18 protein-coding genes are annotated in these 16469 nt (G+C 42.6%); all 18 read left to right on the plus strand.

Annotated features, from left to right (window positions below):
- The first annotated feature begins 8 nt into the window (after positions 1–8).
- The 18 genes from pfkA to DXD06_RS13150 all read left to right on the plus strand — a co-directional run bounded on the left by pfkA (position 9) and on the right by DXD06_RS13150 (position 16413).
- Entirely contained in the window at positions 9–980 is a 972-nt protein-coding gene (gene pfkA / locus DXD06_RS13065; RefSeq protein ID WP_117832350.1) for a 6-phosphofructokinase, read from the plus strand.
- Between the two features lie 93 nt (positions 981–1073).
- Positions 1074–1847, plus strand: a complete 774-nt coding sequence (locus tag DXD06_RS13070; RefSeq protein WP_117832351.1) for a threonine/serine ThrE exporter family protein — start codon at positions 1074–1076, stop codon at positions 1845–1847.
- Positions 1844–2278 carry a threonine/serine exporter family protein gene (locus tag DXD06_RS13075; RefSeq protein WP_117832353.1) on the plus strand — a complete coding sequence of 145 codons (435 nt, stop codon included), beginning with the start codon at positions 1844–1846 and terminating at the stop codon, positions 2276–2278. The genes DXD06_RS13070 and DXD06_RS13075 overlap by 4 nt, the downstream gene beginning before the upstream one ends.
- A 27-nt stretch (positions 2279–2305) precedes the next feature.
- On the plus strand, positions 2306–3100 hold the full coding sequence (locus DXD06_RS13080) for a TrmH family RNA methyltransferase (protein ID WP_117832390.1): 795 nt from the start codon (positions 2306–2308) through the stop codon (positions 3098–3100).
- A complete protein-coding gene (locus DXD06_RS13085; RefSeq protein ID WP_117832356.1) occupies positions 3084–3347 on the plus strand; it encodes a hypothetical protein in 264 nt (87 codons plus the stop codon). The genes DXD06_RS13080 and DXD06_RS13085 overlap by 17 nt, the downstream gene beginning before the upstream one ends.
- A 142-nt stretch (positions 3348–3489) precedes the next feature.
- A complete protein-coding gene (locus tag DXD06_RS13090) occupies positions 3490–4149 on the plus strand; it encodes a GTP pyrophosphokinase (protein WP_022046320.1) in 660 nt (219 codons plus the stop codon).
- Between the two features lie 48 nt (positions 4150–4197).
- Positions 4198–4542: a DUF3837 domain-containing protein gene (locus DXD06_RS13095; RefSeq protein ID WP_117832358.1), complete on the plus strand. Its 345-nt coding sequence runs from the start codon at positions 4198–4200 to the stop codon at positions 4540–4542.
- A gap of 91 nt (positions 4543–4633) precedes the next feature.
- Positions 4634–5086, plus strand: a complete 453-nt coding sequence (locus DXD06_RS13100; RefSeq protein ID WP_082413936.1) for a SpoVA/SpoVAEb family sporulation membrane protein — start codon at positions 4634–4636, stop codon at positions 5084–5086.
- 114 nt (positions 5087–5200) lie between these two features.
- Positions 5201–5863, plus strand: a complete 663-nt coding sequence (locus DXD06_RS13105; RefSeq protein ID WP_117832361.1) for a stage V sporulation protein AA — start codon at positions 5201–5203, stop codon at positions 5861–5863.
- Positions 5844–6302 (plus strand): stage V sporulation protein AB, encoded by a 459-nt coding sequence (locus DXD06_RS13110; protein WP_243001079.1) that lies wholly within the window; start codon positions 5844–5846, stop codon positions 6300–6302. Before DXD06_RS13105 ends, DXD06_RS13110 begins: the two co-directional genes overlap by 20 nt.
- A gap of 86 nt (positions 6303–6388) precedes the next feature.
- Positions 6389–9142 carry a glycoside hydrolase family 3 protein gene (locus DXD06_RS13115; protein ID WP_117832363.1) on the plus strand — a complete coding sequence of 918 codons (2754 nt, stop codon included), beginning with the start codon at positions 6389–6391 and terminating at the stop codon, positions 9140–9142.
- A gap of 3 nt (positions 9143–9145) precedes the next feature.
- Entirely contained in the window at positions 9146–11386 is a 2241-nt protein-coding gene (locus tag DXD06_RS13120; protein WP_117832365.1) for a Crp/Fnr family transcriptional regulator, read from the plus strand.
- Positions 11387–11394: 8 nt separating this feature from the next.
- Positions 11395–12090, plus strand: a complete 696-nt coding sequence (tsaA, locus tag DXD06_RS13125) for a tRNA (N6-threonylcarbamoyladenosine(37)-N6)-methyltransferase TrmO (protein WP_117832367.1) — start codon at positions 11395–11397, stop codon at positions 12088–12090.
- 87 nt (positions 12091–12177) lie between these two features.
- Complete coding sequence (locus DXD06_RS13130) at positions 12178–12702, plus strand: adenine phosphoribosyltransferase (RefSeq protein ID WP_117832369.1); 525 nt, start codon at positions 12178–12180, stop codon at positions 12700–12702.
- A gap of 243 nt (positions 12703–12945) precedes the next feature.
- Positions 12946–14544, plus strand: coding sequence for a type I restriction-modification system subunit M (locus tag DXD06_RS13135; protein ID WP_117832372.1), 1599 nt, complete (start codon positions 12946–12948; stop codon positions 14542–14544).
- A gap of 5 nt (positions 14545–14549) precedes the next feature.
- Entirely contained in the window at positions 14550–15743 is a 1194-nt protein-coding gene (locus DXD06_RS13140; protein ID WP_117832374.1) for a restriction endonuclease subunit S, read from the plus strand.
- Positions 15744–15878: 135 nt separating this feature from the next.
- On the plus strand, positions 15879–16151 hold the full coding sequence (locus tag DXD06_RS13145) for a hypothetical protein (protein ID WP_117832376.1): 273 nt from the start codon (positions 15879–15881) through the stop codon (positions 16149–16151).
- Positions 16135–16413 carry a DUF4160 domain-containing protein gene (locus DXD06_RS13150; RefSeq protein ID WP_117832378.1) on the plus strand — a complete coding sequence of 93 codons (279 nt, stop codon included), beginning with the start codon at positions 16135–16137 and terminating at the stop codon, positions 16411–16413. The genes DXD06_RS13145 and DXD06_RS13150 overlap by 17 nt, the downstream gene beginning before the upstream one ends.
- Positions 16414–16469 lie beyond the last annotated feature (56 nt).

Raw genomic sequence — 16469 nt, forward strand, 5'->3', positions numbered from 1 at the left:
ATTTCACAATGGCGAAAGAGATTAACACAATTGGTGTACTGACCAGTGGAGGAGATGCCCCGGGAATGAACGCTGCAATCCGTGCAGTTGTCCGTCAGGCTTTATCCAAAGGAAAGAAAGTGAAAGGAATCAAGCGTGGATACGCTGGATTATTAAACGAAGAAATTATTGACATGAACGGACAGAGCGTTTCAGATACAATCTCTCGTGGTGGTACTATTTTACAGACTGCCCGTTGTATGGAGTTTACCACACCGGAAGGACAGCAGAAAGGTGCTGAGATCTGTAAGAAGCATGGAATTGATGCAATTGTAGTTATCGGTGGAGATGGTTCTTTCAAGGGTGCACAGAAGCTTGCTGCACTGGGAATCAATACCATTGGTCTTCCGGGAACCATTGATCTGGATATTGCATGTACTGATTATACCATTGGTTTTGACACCGCTGTTAATACAGCCATGGAAGCGATTGATAAGGTCCGTGATACTTCTACATCTCATGAGAGATGTTCAATTATCGAGGTTATGGGTCGTGGAGCCGGACATATCGCATTATGGTGCGGTCTTGCAAACGGTGCTGAGGAGATTCTTCTTCCGGAAAAATATGATTATGATGAGCAGCGTCTGATTGATCAGGTAGTCAACGCAAGAAAGAACGGAAAGCAGCACTATATTATTGTAAATGCTGAGGGTATCGGTCATTCACAGAGCATGGCAAAGCGTATCGAGGAAGCGACAGGTGTTGAGACACGCGCAACGATTCTCGGACATATGCAGCGTGGTGGAAGCCCGACATGTAAGGACCGTGTCTATGCAACCACAATGGGTGCAATGGCAGTTGACCTTCTCTGCGAAGGAAAGAGCAACCGTGTCATTGGACATAAGGGTGGCAAGTTTGTAGATTTCGACATTGATGAAGCTCTGGCTATGAAGAAAGATGTCGATGAGTACATGTACGAAATCTCAAAGACACTGGTATAGTTATTCCTTTTATTGGAGAACATAGTGCGGCAGGGAATTCTCTCTGCCGCATTTTTAGGTTTGAAATCAATGGGATTTTCAAGGAGACGGGCAATGGACAACACCAAGGAAATTCTCACACTGGCAGTAGAAATCGGGGACGCGATGCTGCGGTGCGGAGCAGAAATTTACCGGGTGGAAGATTCTGTGATACGCATATTGGAAGCTTTTGGCCTGGATGATTTTGATGCTTATGTTTTATCCAACGGAATTTTTGCAAGTGCAAATGAGAGCAGGGAGGATGCCTGCAGTGTGGTAAGGTATGTTCCGCTTTCGGCAACCCATCTGGGGAAACTCGCTGCTTTAAATCAGCTGACCCGTGATATCTGTAATCATAAATGTTCGATTTCGGAGGCATCGGAGCGGCTTGAACAGTGCAAAAACATTCCGGTTTATGCGAATGCGGTACAGTTACTGGCATGTGGAATCGGTTGTGCAGCGTTTACCTTCATGTTTGGAGGGCATTTGCCGGAAGCACTGTATGCATTTTTTGTAGGGCTGATAGAGCAGCTGGCATTGTTTGTGTGCCGGAAGCGTAAAGTTTCCAGATTTTTAACGAATGTATATGTCAGTCTGCTGATCTCTTTGCTTAGTCTGCCAGCGGCCGCGGGTGTAATACCTGTTTTGCATGACAAAGTGGTGATCGGGGCAATTATGCCGTTAGTACCTGGAATTGCACTGACAACATCCATTCGTGATTTTTATAATGGCGATTATTTGTCCGGAACGATCCATCTGATTGATGCACTTCTTACGGCACTTTGCATTGCAGTGGGCATTGCACTGCCGATTCTGTTGTTGCGATATGGAGGGAATTTACCGGTATGAGTTATGTACTTCAGTTTTTTATTGCAGCGATTGCCACGGTTACTTTTGCCATTTTGTTTGCGGCACCGAAAAAGGAACTGGTTTTCTGTGGCGTATCAGGCGGGCTTGCCTGGCTGGTTTATTTTATTTTGTACAGGCAGTCGGGGAATGTGGTTTTGGGCAGTCTGGTGGCAACCTTTGTTTTGACAATTTTAAGTCGTATTCTGGCAGTAGCAAGATGCAATCCTGCCACGATTTATCTGGTATCCGGGATTTTCCCACTGGTTCCGGGAGCCGGTATCTATTATACGGCATATTATCTGATATCCGGAATGCCGGCAAAATGCTCGGCAAAAGGGCTGGAAACTTTTGAGATTGCCCTGGCCATTGTATTTGGGATTATTTTTGGCTTCTCGATTCCGGAAGCACTGTTTCATAAAAGGAAACAGTAAGTAATGGGAAAGGATTATACGGATGATATGATTACAAGCAGTGCAAATCAGCAGATGAAACATCTGTCACAGCTGATGAAAAGGGCGAAAGAACGAAAAAAAGAACAGGTCTTTGTTGTGGAAGGAATAAAGATGTTTCAGGAAGCACCGGCGGATACGGTGGTGTCTGTCTACGTGTCGGAAAGTTTTCTGGAAAAACCGGAACATGAAAAATGTCTGCAGGGATACCGGTATGAGGTCGTGAGTGATGCGGTATTCCGGGAAATTTCGGATACACAGACTCCGCAGGGAATCCTTGCGATTGTCCGCATGCCGAAGTATGATCTGCCCGATCTTTTGCAGGGGGATCACACGCATCTTTTAATTCTTGAGAGCGTGCAGGATCCGGGAAATCTTGGAACGATGGTGCGCACCGGAGAGGGTGCCGGCATCACGGGAATTATAATGAATAAAACGACGGTGGATCTGTTTAACCCGAAAACCATACGCTCGACGATGGGAAGTATCTACCGTGTTCCGTACCTGATCACGGAGCATCTGCCGGATCTGCTTGATGAGCTGCATAAGGAGAATATCCGATTGTATGCGGCACATTTAAAAGGAGATACATATTATGATGCCTTTGATTTTACCGGGGCATGTGGCTTCCTGATTGGAAATGAGGGGAACGGTCTGTCTGATGAAATTGCAGAGTGTGCGGATTGCTATCTGAAGATTCCCATGGAGGGAAAGGTGGAGTCGCTGAATGCAGCCGTTTCCGCAGCACTTTTGATGTATGAATGTAAGAGACAGCGGGGAGAGCACAATGAAAATATGGTTTAAAATCTGGGAAAACACACACTTATTAAAATCGGAAACCATAGAAGATAATACGGAGGATACACGTACACATAAGATTTTTCATGCGCTTGAAGAAGTCTGTCTGAAGTGGGATCTGGGAAAACCGATCTGGTTTGATGCGAATATAGCGGAATTTCAAAGGCATGCGCGAACGAGGTTTGGCAAGGACAATTTTGTAGAGGAAACAGAATTTGATTATCTGGAGATACAGGTGATAGACGAAGATTAAAAAAATATTAAATTTGTTGCTTTCTGCGTACAGAACGTGTTTCTTGTGATATGATAATACCGTATAGGAAAGCACGGTGAGGTCTGCTTTCGCATTTATGAAAGGAATGTCTGCCATTGTGGCAGGAAAGAGGAGGAATGACATGGGAACATCGCAGATGCTGGGGGAAGATATTGATAGTTGGGAAACTATGATGTTTTTATATAATTCTGCACTGAAAGAGGTTGGAACAAAACTTGAGATTTTAAATGACGAGTTTGTTCATATACATAAGTACAATCCGATTGAATATATTAAGTCAAGGATTAAAACACCGGAAAGTATTGTAAAAAAATTAAAGCGTGACGGATATGAGAGTACGATCGAGAATATGAGAAATTATATTAACGATATTGCAGGAATCCGTATTGTCTGCTCGTTTACTTCGGATATTTACCGTCTTGCAGAGATGATCGGAAAACAGAATGACCTGACCGTGATCTGTGTAAAAGACTATATCAAAAATCCGAAAGTCAGCGGTTACAAGAGTTTCCATATGCACGTGACGGTTCCTATCTTTTTATCGGACCGTGTGGTTGATACAAAGGTGGAAATCCAGATCCGCACCATTGCAATGGATTTCTGGGCAAGTCTGGAGCACAAGATTTATTATAAATTTGAGGGGCATGCCCCGGAATATATCAGCCGGGATCTGCGTGCCTGTGCAGAAATTGTTTCAAACCTCGATGCAAAGATGCTGCAGCTGAATGAAGCAATTTTAGAAGAAAAGGAAAAAGAGGAACAGAAGAAAAAGGAAGAATAGTTACGAAGAATAAAATTATTACGGAACAGTCGGAAAGAAGGGAATGCTATGGTACCTTCCATTGCACGTCAGAGTGTGATTTTAAAATGTAATATGCAAAAATCCGTGATGCTTGGAAACTACGAATTTTTCTATGCTGCGGGACTGATGAGAAAATTATACAACATAGAGATCCGGACAGATATGGAACCGGAACAGATTCTGGAAGCGATTCTGCGGATGCAGGATAATCTGGCCCCGCAGAGTGAACAGGAAAAATATCTGATACAGATCATAAAGAATTATGAGCCGTCAGCGGATCATGATGCACAGATGGATGAGCTGTTTGCCTGGGGAGAACAGGAACCTGACATGTGGCAGGTCACGACATCGTTCCATCCGGTTATAAGGTAACTATGAGCGATAGTTACCTTATATTTTTGCAATTTTCGTACATACTACAAGTAATTTTAAAAGAAAGATGAGGATGTATGAAATGAGTAAGATGACTCTGGAACAGGAAGAAGTGCGCAATCAGGAGTATAATGAGTATGTCGAACAGATGACACCGAAACATAATCTGTGGGCAAATATGGGAAAAGCCTTTTTGCTGGGGGGAGGTATCTGCCTGTTGGGACAGATTATTTTACAGATTGCAGCCGGGGTATTCGGACTTAAGGCAGAGGATGCCGCTCTTTGGTGCAGTTTACTTCTTGTTCTTCTTTCGGTGATCCTGACGAGCTGTAATGTATATGGGATTCTTGCCAACTGGGGAGGTGCAGGGGCATTGGTTCCGATTACCGGATTTGCAAATGGCGTGTGTGCTTCTGCGGTGGAATTCCAGAAAGAGGGACAGGTATTTGGTATCGGATGCCAGATTTTTAAGATTGCCGGTCCGGTGATTTTGTATGGAATTTTTTCAAGCTGGGTGCTGGGACTTATTTACTGGCTATTTTAAATTCGCTGGGGAACTGCGTGGCCCGTCGCATAGAGAAAACTTATGTTTTTCCGTGTACTCCTTTTCAATTTTGCACATACTACCGTAGAGAATAAGTAATCAAAGAGGTGCAGAATGAAAGAAAAACGGGAAATAGTTTATCTGAAGGCAGACCGCAACAGTGTCTGCCATGATCCAAAAATAAAGATACAGGATGTGATGTCTGTACAGTGTGCAGATTCTGCAATCTGTGCCGGAATAAAAAATAAAACACTGTATACGTTTAAGAAAAACGATGACCAGAAAAAAGAAGGAAAAAAGAAAAAACGAATGGAAGTATTTTCGATGCTAAATGTGATCGAACGGATACAGACGGATTACCCGGATGTGGAAATTGTTAGTATCGGGGAACAGGATTTTGTGGTGCAATTGTTAGATGCACCGATGGCACCGAAATGGCTGGAGACGCTTAAAGTTGTTGTGATGGTTGTAGTAATCTTTCTTGGAGCGGCATTTACGATTATGGCATTTAACAATGACGTGTCCGTGGGGGAAGTGTTCGACCGGTTTTATCAGCAGGTGATGGGAAAAGAAAAACCGAAAGTATCAGAAATCGAAATTTTTTACTGTCTGGGACTGGCAGTGGGAATTTTGGTATTTTTTAACCATATCGGAAAGAAAAAAATCACTTCAGATCCGACACCGATTCAGGTTGAGATGCGAAAGTATGAACAGGATGTCGATATGACGTTTATAGAGAACGCGGGAAGAAAGGGGCATGAACACGATGTTTCTTAGACACATTTTTATGGCGGGCCTTGCGACAGCCTGCGGCATTGCGGTTTCTGCCGGAACGTTTGCGTTTCTTCTGGTGATCGGGGTCATTCCGCGCATGATCAAACGCTGCAATTTTGGAGAACGGATACTGATGGTCGAAAATACGGTTATACTGGGGGTATTGACCGGTGCCGTATTTTCTGTGATGGAGTGGAAGGCACAGCTGCCGTATCCGTGGCTGGCGCATGTCATTTTGGGCGCTTATGGAACTGCAGCGGGAATTTTTGTGGGATGTACTGCGGTGGCACTGGCAGAAATATTAAATACTTTTCCGATCCTGTTCCGGCGTCTGTATATCAACCGTGGACTCAGTGGTGTTATGATTGCCATGGCACTGGGGAAAATGGCTGGTTCTTTTTATTATTTCTTTTTTGGTTACGGGCTTCCAAAATATTGGTAAATCCATATTTTCTAATTGCAATCTTCTTTGTGTCTGGCGTATAATAAAAGGTACGATTAGTTACAGACTAAAGGAGAGGATTTTAAATGGGCAGATATGCATTGGATATGGAAAAATATGCAGATTTGGCAAGGACTGCATCTGCGGAGGGATGCGTGTTATTGAAAAATGACAACAGTACCCTGCCACTTAAAAAAGGAGATAAAGTTGCTGTATTTGGGCGCATGGCGTTTCATTATTACAAGAGCGGACTTGGCTCGGGCGGACTGGTAAATACACGCTATGTGGTTGGAATCCTTGATGCGCTGCGCGCCTGCAAAGATATTGCGCTGGATGAAGAACTGATTGGGATCTACGAAAAATGGATCAAAGACCATCCATATGACGAAGGTGAGGGATGGGGGCTGGTTCCGTGGTCACAGGAAGAAATGCCCGTGACGGAAGAGATGCTTCAAACCGCATCCGGGGATGATGTGGCACTGGTGATTCTTGGACGTACGGCGGGGGAAGACCAGGACAATACGGACAAGCCGGGTAGTTATAAGCTGACACGGACAGAAGAAGACCTGATCCGTAAAGTGAGCAGTCAATTTTCACGCACGGTCGTTATTTTAAATGTGGGAAATATCATTGATATGAAATGGGTCAGAGAATTTGATCCGGCAGCGGTACTCTATGCATGGCAGGGAGGTCAGGAAGGTGGAAACGGTGTCTGTGATGTACTTACGGGGCGTGTGAATCCGTGCGGAAAACTGACCGATACGATTGCAGAGGATATCAGTGACTATCCATCCACGTCAAATTTCGGGGATTTACAGAAAAACTATTATAAAGAAGATATCTATGTGGGATATCGGTATTTTGAGACATTTGCCAAAGATAAAGTTTTGTATCCGTTTGGATTTGGATTGTCGTATACTTCTTTTTCCGTGCAAGCGTCTGCAGAAGAAAAGGACGAGCATACGGTCTGTGTAAAGGCAACAGTGAAAAATACCGGAACAAAACCGGGGAAAGAAGTGCTTGAAGTATATGCCAAAGCCCCACAGGGGGTACTGGATACACCGGTGCGTGTTCTTTGTGGATTTGCAAAGACAAAGGAACTGGCAGCAGGGGAAGAAGAGCATATTACTCTGGAGATTCCGAAAAATACATTTGCCTCCTATGATGACAGTGGTGTAACCGGACACAGGGACTGTTTTGTGCTGCTGGAGGGTACTTATACCATTTATGTGGGAACCGATGTGCGGACGGCACAAAAGGCAGGCGATTATCCGCAGACGTTTACGGTGATTGAACAGCTTGAGGAAGTTTGTGCACCGCAGAAACCGTTTGCCCGTATGACAAGAAAGCCGGGTGATGTGATCGGATATTCCGATACACCGGAACGGATCTATGGTCCGTATGACCGCGTGGAAAAACCGGCAGAGATTTCACAGACTGGCGATAAAGGCTATCGTCTGGAAGATGTATATGACAAAAAGATTTCCATGGAGACATTTGTGGCACAATTGTCGGATGAGGATCTGATTATGCTGTTCCGCGGAGAAGGCATGTGCAGTCCGAAGGTGACTCCGGGTACTGCAGCGGCATTTGCAGGACTGACTCCGTCTTTGAGGAAGTTTAGAATTCCGGCAGAATGTGCATCGGACGGACCATCCGGAATACGTATGGACTGCGGAACAAAGGCGTTTTCCCTTCCGAACGGAACGCTGCTCGGATGTACATTTAACTGTGAACTGGTGCGTCAATTATATGAAATGACAGGGCTTGAACTACGGTTAAACCGTGTAGATACATTGCTCGGACCGGGATTGAATATTCACAGAAATCCGTTGAACGGACGAAACTTTGAGTATATTTCCGAAGATCCGTTTTTAACCGGAAAAATGGGAGCCGCACAGCTGCAGGGACTGAATATTGCAGGTTCCACAGGAACCATCAAACATTTTGCGGCAAACAATCAGGAAACGAAACGACATGAGGCAGATTCGATTATTTCCGTGCGGGCACTGCGGGAAATTTATCTGAAGGGATTTGAAATTGCGGTAAAAGAAGGACCGGCCCGCTCTGTTATGACTACATATGGCCCGGTCAACGGGGTGTGGACTGCAGGAAGTTATGATCTCAATACCATTGTATTGCGCAAAGACTGGGGATTTTCCGGCATCGTTATGACCGACTGGTGGGCAAAGGCAAACCATGAGGGACAGCCATCGGATCCGCGTATGCATGCGGTCATGGCAGCGGCACAGAATGATGTATATATGGTGACTGCAGATGCGCAGGATATGCAGCAGGATGATATGCTCGAAGAATTCCAGAAGGGAAATCTTACGAGAGGACAGCTGCAGAGAAATGCCATCAATATATTGCAGTTTGTACTAAAATCCCCGGCGATGCTTTATGAGATGGATAGGATTTCTCCGGAAGAACTTAAAGACCGGAAGAATGCTGCAAAAGATGATCTGGATGTCTCAAAGATGATGAAATTTGTGGCAGATGAACAGGGAAACATCTGCATTTCCGGTGACGGCTGGGATACACATCAGGGAAAAGAAATACTTGCGGATCTGGATATGAAAGCCGGAAGTTATGAACTGCAGATGAAAGTGAAATCAAATCTGGATGATCTGGCACAGCTTCCGGTAACGGTATATCTGGACAATATTATCAAAGGAACAATGTCCTTCCGGGGATCGAAAGGGCAGTGGGTGACACAGCAGATCCGGTTTGATACATTCGAGGGACATCATTATATGAGGTTATATTTTGGAGCAACCGGACTTACGGTAGATCATATAGCGTTTCAGCTGTCCGGCGGCGCAGACAAGGAGCAGTAAGATATGAATGTTTTAAAGGTAAAAAAGGGAGAAACGCTTGCCAGAAAACAGGACAAGGTGATGGAATGGTATCTGATTCAGGAGGGATCGGTGATCCGGCAGTTTGCATTTGCAGAGATCATTATGCACCGGAATGCAATTGTGGGTATTCTCGAGAACGAATGGTTTGCCTGTGATTATGTGGCAAATGAAGATACGACATTGATTGTGATCCCATGTAAAAATGCACAGGATCTGCGGAAGATTTTGTCCGAACATGAGAATTTCCGCCCGATTTTTTTGCGTACGGCAGTGGAACAGAGGCATCAGGCACTGTGTCTGTATGCCAGTCTGCAGAAAAAATGCATGCTTTTACATAATGCTGCGGAAACGTTGTACAGCGAATACAAAAATCTGTGCAGCGAGAAGCTTCTTGATGAACAGGATTTTCCGCGTATGGAACAGTTTGCAGCTTTAAAAATGCAGCACCGTGCGGAAAATTGGGAGATTGCAAACAGTAACAGTCTGGTCCGGAGTTATCTGAAAGAATATATGCAGCTGATGATCAAAGATGACAGTCTGTGTGTGGGAGCAATCATGGAGGCGGCGGCACAGATGCGCCGTGTGACACAGGGAATCGGCGAGATGGTAAATTATCTGCAGTACAACAGGGATATTTTATTTTCAGATTCCAGAGATGATATTTTTCATCTGTTTTTTGCAATGGCAGTCCAGCAGTCGCAGAAAAAGCAGGACATTTCCGAGATCAAAAAGCGTCTGTTAAATATGGTGGATGTCATGACAAAGCTTGATGTATACGACAAAAAGCAGATGGCGGAGGCACATGAGCTCTGCGAGAATTACGACTTTACCAAGGAGTCCGAAGGCCGTATCAATATTATGCGTGAGGATTGTATTGCACATATTATGGAGTATGCAGGATATGGCAGCGATATGATCAGGGATTTCCACAGCATTGTGCAGCAGTACCGGGAGCTGCCGGATATGATGTCTACAGACAATGAGGCGAGACAGCTGCGCAGGGAAATCACAAAGGTCTTTTACGATATTTATACCAAGGCGTTTATGAGATCAGTTGAGGAACTGGTCAAGCCGTCACCGATCATGATGATGTTTTTCAATTTTGGGTTTATGGATGCGGAGGTGCTGGGGGAAACTAACACAAATGCACTGTATAATCTGACGGATTCGCTTGGATTGTTTCACTCTGCAAATGTCTATACGGTTTATGACTGGCTGGTACAGATTTATCAGGGAAAGAAAGACCCGTCCCGCAATGAATTTGACCAGGATTTCAATGCATTTCTGCTGGAAGAAAAGAGAACTGGGAATATTACGGAAGCGCAGATGCAACAGTATAAAAATGACAGCAGGCAGAAAGTACAGTTTGAGATCCGCAATATGTTTACCTCCGGAAACCGTGTGACCTATGGCCGTGTGACTACATTCTGTCCGGTTCTGATGGAAGAGGATTTCATCAACACCGTGGAAAAGATGGCAGTTACCGCAGAAAAAATTGCCGATGCCATCAATAAGGTGCGCTGTGTGGATTATTCTGCACTCTATCATGATGTCATGTTTTCCGATCCGGATCGCGGAATCAATCAGGAATGGATCAAAAAGGAGATTCTGCCGGATGTGATTCTGATGCCAAATGCCGGAACCCGTACCCTGATGTGGCAGGAGACATCCGGTGCCAAGATTGATACACCGGCGCGTTTCCTGTTTCCGATTTTTTCCGCAGTGGATCTCGATGATCAGATGGTGGAATGTATCGGCCGATACCGCTGGGAGATCTGCAGACGTGTGCAGGGTGTATACTGGAACGATATCCGGGAGAAATCGCTTACGGCGGAGTACTGTGATTTTATTCAGTATTATCGCAAAAATTCAGATCTTTCTGCAGATGCAAAGGAAAAGATCAAGACTGCATTGTCCCGTGCACGGAACAGTTACCGTGAGGTATTTGTCAAGGATTATCAGGCATGGATGAAGTATGAATCACAGGGAAGTTTCCGACTGAATAAGGTGGCAAGGGATATTCTGGTAAGGTATTGTCCGTTTGCAAAGGATATCCGCCAGGGGCTGGCCACCAATCCACAGTACCAGAATGCATTTCACAGACTTGATGCGGAAAACAGAAAGAAACTGCAGCGGTTCCGTTCTGTTTACGATAAATATGAGGCTGCCGGCGGAGAGATCACACCGGAACTGAAAGAAAATCTGCGGTTTTATCAGATGTAGGAACAGATATGGAATATATAGCTTATGTAGAGACCCCGTATAAAGAAAAATTTGGAATTCCCAGACAGAGTGGGCTGGCGGAGAGCACCTGTGGAGAGATCATCTTTACACCGAAATTCCGGAATCCGGATGCGGTGCGTGGAATCGAAGAATTTTCCCACCTGTGGCTTCTCTGGGAGTTTTCGAGGGCAAAGCAGGATATTTTTCATGCAACCGTAGCACCTCCCCGTCTGGGAGGAAAAGAAAAACGGGGCGTGTTTGCCACACGTTCCCCCTTCCGCCCGAATTCGATCGGTCTTTCGTGCGTGAAACTTGAAAAAGTGCGCATCGATCAGAAGCTTGGACCGGTTCTTACGGTTTCCGGGCTGGATCTGCTTGATCACACACCGCTTTTTGATATCAAACCGTATCTGCCGTATGTGGATGCCCATCCGGAGGCAAAAAACGGTTTTGCGGAAGAATTCCGGGAGTTTCAGATACCGGTAGTATTTCCGGATGAATTGCAGGCACAGATTCCGGAACATCTGCGAGTACCGCTTCTTGAGGTTCTTGCACAGGATCCCAGGGCGGCATACAACAAAAAGCCGGATTATATCTATGGGATGGCATTTGATGATTATGACATCCGGTTTATGGTGGCAGAGGGAATTCTGACGGTAAAAGAGATCACAAGGCGCACGCAGGAATGGAAAAAAGTCAAGTGAGAGTTGCGCTTGTGCGGGGAAAGCCTTATAATAGAAACGTCAAAAGTCAAAAACGCGAAGAAATTCGTGTAGTAGTGAGGTAAGAGGATGAAAGAGTTAAAAGAGTACATTCGCAGTATCCCGGATTTCCCGGAGAAGGGAATTATTTTCCGTGATGTCACAAGTGTACTGCAGGATGCAGATGCACTGAAGCTTTCCATTGATGAACTGGCGAAACGCTTGGAGGGCGTTGATTTTGATGTGATCGCCGGAGCAGAATCCAGAGGCTTTATCTTTGGAGCACCACTTGCTTATGTCATGCATAAGCCGTTTGTACCGATTCGTAAAAAGGGAAAACTACCGTGTGAGACAGTTGAAAAAACATATGATCTAGAGTATGGTACGGCAACGATTGAAATGCATAAAGATGCCATTCAAAAAGGAGAAAAGGTTGTACTTTTGGATGATCTGATTGCAACCGGCGGAACCATGAAAGCTGCTGCGGAACTGGTAGAGGAACTTGGCGGTGAAGTGGTAAAGATGCTGTTTCTCATAGAGTTAAGCGATCTTAACGGACGGGAAGTCTTAAAGGACTATGACGTGGACTCTGTTGTACAGTTCGAGGGAAAATAAAACCTGGTTTGAGACAGGCGTAAAAGAAATAAAAGAATGGATAAAAGCCCTTCGCGCTATGGGACACACGATGGTGTGCTCTATGGTTGTGGGGGGCTTTCTAATATTTGATTGTAAATAAAAAGGTAATTTGTTATTATAATCTTATCAGCGTTTTAATGGCGAAACGATTAAAATCTATCTGTTTGGAAAATATGAGCAGTATGAGATCATTGAAATTGAAAAACGAGCGGAGGAAAGAGCATGGCAGAAGTAGAAGGTAGTAAAGATTTGATAAGTGTATTATGGAGTGGCGCAGATATTCTCCGATCCAAGATGGATGCAAATGAATATAAAGATTATTTACTTGGAATTGTATTTTATAAATATCTTTCGGATACATTTTTAATTAAAGTTTATGATTTGATTTATGATGAAAAGCCGAAGAATTTAAAAGTTGCATTGGATGCATACAAAGAAGCACTCGAAGACGAAAGTGCTGAGGAACTGAAAGAGCAGATAAAGTCAGAATGTCATTACTTGATTGAACCGCAACTTACCTATACGTGTTTTGCTGATGCGGCGAGAAACAATGTATTCAATCGGGAGTTATTACAGAAAGCTTTTAACAATATTGAACAGAGTGATCCATTGTTTGCAGATTTATTTACAGATATTGATTTGTACTCTAATCGTTTGGGAAATGGAGATCAGAAGCAAAGTGATACCATATCCAGTCTTGTTAAGGAAATTGATAAGGCAGATTTGTTGAATTCAGACGCAGAGATACTTGGAAATGCATATGAATATTTGATTGGACAGTTTGCGTCAGAGACCGGAAAAAAGGCAGGAGAATTTTATACACCACAAGCAGTTTCAAAGATATTAACAAAGATTGCAATTGCAGGGCAGGAAAACAAAAAAGGATTATCTGTATATGATCCATGCATGGGTTCTGGGTCTCTTTTGTTAAATGCCAAAAAGTATGCCACTGAACCAGGTTATATTAAGTATTATGGGCAGGAGCTAAATACTTCTACTTATAATCTGGCACGTATGAATATGTTTTTACATGGAATTACTCCGGAGAATCAGGTACTTCGCAATGGTGATACGCTGGATGGAGACTGGCCGACAGGAGAAGAGACCGATTTCAACATGGTACTTATGAATCCACCATACTCTGCAAAATGGAGTGCAACAGCCGGATTTTTACAAGATGAAAGATTCAGCGACTATGGAGTATTGGCTCCAAAATCAAAAGCGGATTATGCTTTTTTACTTCATGGTCTGTATCATTTAAAAAGTAATGGAACAATGGCAATTGTATTACCTCATGGGGTTCTGTTCCGAGGGGCAGCAGAAGGAAAAATCAGAGAAAAATTGCTTCGTGCAGGGAATATTTATGCAGTAATTGGATTGCCTGCCAATTTATTTTATAATACTTCAATTCCTACTTGTATCATCGTTTTAAAGAAACACAGAGATGGAAGAGATGTGTTGTTTATTGATGCATCAAAGAAATTTGACAAAGGGAAAAAGCAAAATGCCATGACAGATGAACATATAGATGCTGTTATGGAGTTGTACAGTAAAAGAGAAACAGTAGAAAAAGAATCCTATCTTGCAAGCTTTGAGGATATTGAGAAGAATGATTTCAATTTGAATATTCCGCGTTATGTAGATAATTTTGAAAAAGAGGAAGAAGTCGATATAAATGCTCTTTTAACGCAGATGGATCAGACGGATAAGGAATTGGAACAGGCGCAGGGAGAATTTCTATCTTTACTTAAAGATCTGACATCTACGGATGAAACTATTATGTCCTCGTTGAATGAACTGATTAGGAAGATGGAGGGGTGATAGCGATGGGAAAACCTAAAATTAGATTCAAAGGGTATGAGGACGATTGGGAACAGCGTAAGTTTGGAGAAATAGTAGAAAAATATGAGGATCTGGTAGAAACTCCAACAGAAGGTTACACGAGACTTGGAATTAGAAGCCATGCAAAAGGAACATTTCATAGTTTTGTTGAAAAAGGAAAAGAACTTGAGACAGCTAAAATGTTCCGAGTTGCAGCAGATAAATTCATTGTGAATATTACATTTGGATGGGAACATGCAGTAGCAATTACTGATGAAAATGATGCTGGAAAGCTTGTTTCTCATAGGTTTCCGCAATATAGTTTCAATGCAGGGATGGTTCCGAAATTTTTTAGATATCTGATTCTGGATGAAAATTTTAAACATCATTTGGAATTATCCTCACCAGGAGGAGCTGGAAGAAACAGGGTTTTGAAATTAAACGATATGCTTGAATACAAAATGAATTTCCCATCTGAAGTGGAGCAAGGAAAAATAGCTGCGTATTTTGATCATCTCGATCACCTCATCACTCTTCACCAGCGTAAGTGTGAAGAAACTAAAAGTTTGAAAAAATATATGCTTCAAAAAATGTTTCCGGAAAATGGAAAATGTGTCCCGGAAATTAGATTTTCTGGATTCTCGGACGCTTGGGAACAGCGTAAGTTGGGGGAAATGATAAAAGAATATAAGGAAACGGTTGACTCGGATTGTATATTGCCAGTATTAACTTCATCAAAAACAGAGGGAGTAATATTGCAAGAAGAACATTTTGGAAGAAAGCAACAGCATGATATCACAGGTTATAATATTTTGCCTAGAAATTATTGTACATATAGAAATAGAAGTGATGGAGTGGATTTTACGTTTAATATTAACAAATGCTGTGATAAAGGCATTATAAGTAAGTTTTATCCTGTTTTCAGCGGTAATAATAGTGATGTTTTTTTTATATCTTTGTTGTTAAATAATAGTGATGAAATAGTACAAGAAATTGCATATACATGTACGGGAACTGGGCAGAAAGTGCTTTCTTTTCTTGATTTGCAAAAGATGAAAATTAAAGTTCCAAACTTTGAAGAACAGAAGAAAATTGCAGCATATTTTGATCACCTCGATCACCTCATCACTCTTCACCAGCATAAGTGTGATGAATTACAAAAATTAAAGAAATTTATGTTACAAAATATGTTTGTGTAACAGTTTTGTAAAGATTTTTGAATGCAAAATGCAAAATAAATATAAAATATTTAAATCGGATAAAAATACGCAAAAGAAATATACTTACGATGTAATCTAGTGCAGTATTAGATTTAGGGAAAGAAGGTAAGAATTATGATGTATCCGTTTATGACGTTAAATGATGAAACAGAAATTGTGCATTCTGATATGAATGCAGATGGAACGGTAAAAGTTTATATTGAAACCCCGGATAAAAAAGATGGCTTTCATAATATGACATGTTATTTGCCAACTTATGAAATAAAAGAAATCAATGGATATTCAGATAAACAGGTTGAAGAATTTATGGAAATTATAAAATCAACGGCACATTTGATTATGGAATTTGCAAAAGAAGGGGGATTTGAACATGCCTCAGGTTTTTAAGGTAGGAGCCTACTGGATATATTTTTGGGCAAATGAAGGTAAACCGTTGGAGCCGATACATGTGCATATTGCAGAGGGACGTCCACATCAGAATGCAACGAAAGTGTGGATTACATCTGCCGGAAAATGTATTGTTGTGAATAACATATCAAATATTCCAACAGTTGCTTTGAGAAATATTGTAAGGATTATTGAAGCAAGAAGTGATGAGGTAAAACAAAAATGGTTTGAGTATTTTGGAGAGATACGGTATTTTTGTTAAACACTTTATATTATCGTAAGTTTTTATAAAAAGAAAAATATAAGAGAAAACTTGGG

This window comes from Roseburia sp. TF10-5 (assembly GCF_003462365.1).
In the GTDB taxonomy this organism is placed as follows: Bacteria; Bacillota; Clostridia; order Lachnospirales; family Lachnospiraceae; genus Roseburia; species Roseburia faecis.

Bases quoted from the DNA above. Each gene is read 5' to 3' on its own strand.
- DXD06_RS13095 (WP_117832358.1), top strand. From the start codon at position 4,198: ATGGTACCTTCCATTGCACGTCAGAGTGTGATTTTAAAATGTAATATG.
- tsaA (WP_117832367.1), top strand. From the start codon at position 11,395: ATGGAATATATAGCTTATGTAGAGACCCCGTATAAAGAAAAATTTGGA.
- DXD06_RS13115 (WP_117832363.1), top strand. From the start codon at position 6,389: ATGGGCAGATATGCATTGGATATGGAAAAATATGCAGATTTGGCAAGG.
- pfkA (WP_117832350.1), top strand. From the start codon at position 9: ATGGCGAAAGAGATTAACACAATTGGTGTACTGACCAGTGGAGGAGAT.
- DXD06_RS13135 (WP_117832372.1), top strand. From the start codon at position 12,946: ATGGCAGAAGTAGAAGGTAGTAAAGATTTGATAAGTGTATTATGGAGT.
- DXD06_RS13110 (WP_243001079.1), top strand. From the start codon at position 5,844: ATGAACACGATGTTTCTTAGACACATTTTTATGGCGGGCCTTGCGACA.
- DXD06_RS13075 (WP_117832353.1), top strand. From the start codon at position 1,844: ATGAGTTATGTACTTCAGTTTTTTATTGCAGCGATTGCCACGGTTACT.
- DXD06_RS13100 (WP_082413936.1), top strand. From the start codon at position 4,634: ATGACTCTGGAACAGGAAGAAGTGCGCAATCAGGAGTATAATGAGTAT.
- DXD06_RS13140 (WP_117832374.1), top strand. From the start codon at position 14,550: ATGGGAAAACCTAAAATTAGATTCAAAGGGTATGAGGACGATTGGGAA.
- DXD06_RS13130 (WP_117832369.1), top strand. From the start codon at position 12,178: ATGAAAGAGTTAAAAGAGTACATTCGCAGTATCCCGGATTTCCCGGAG.
- DXD06_RS13080 (WP_117832390.1), top strand. From the start codon at position 2,306: ATGATTACAAGCAGTGCAAATCAGCAGATGAAACATCTGTCACAGCTG.
- DXD06_RS13105 (WP_117832361.1), top strand. From the start codon at position 5,201: ATGAAAGAAAAACGGGAAATAGTTTATCTGAAGGCAGACCGCAACAGT.
- DXD06_RS13120 (WP_117832365.1), top strand. From the start codon at position 9,146: ATGAATGTTTTAAAGGTAAAAAAGGGAGAAACGCTTGCCAGAAAACAG.
- DXD06_RS13085 (WP_117832356.1), top strand. From the start codon at position 3,084: ATGAAAATATGGTTTAAAATCTGGGAAAACACACACTTATTAAAATCG.
- DXD06_RS13145 (WP_117832376.1), top strand. From the start codon at position 15,879: ATGATGTATCCGTTTATGACGTTAAATGATGAAACAGAAATTGTGCAT.
- DXD06_RS13070 (WP_117832351.1), top strand. From the start codon at position 1,074: ATGGACAACACCAAGGAAATTCTCACACTGGCAGTAGAAATCGGGGAC.
- DXD06_RS13090 (WP_022046320.1), top strand. From the start codon at position 3,490: ATGGGAACATCGCAGATGCTGGGGGAAGATATTGATAGTTGGGAAACT.
- DXD06_RS13150 (WP_117832378.1), top strand. From the start codon at position 16,135: ATGCCTCAGGTTTTTAAGGTAGGAGCCTACTGGATATATTTTTGGGCA.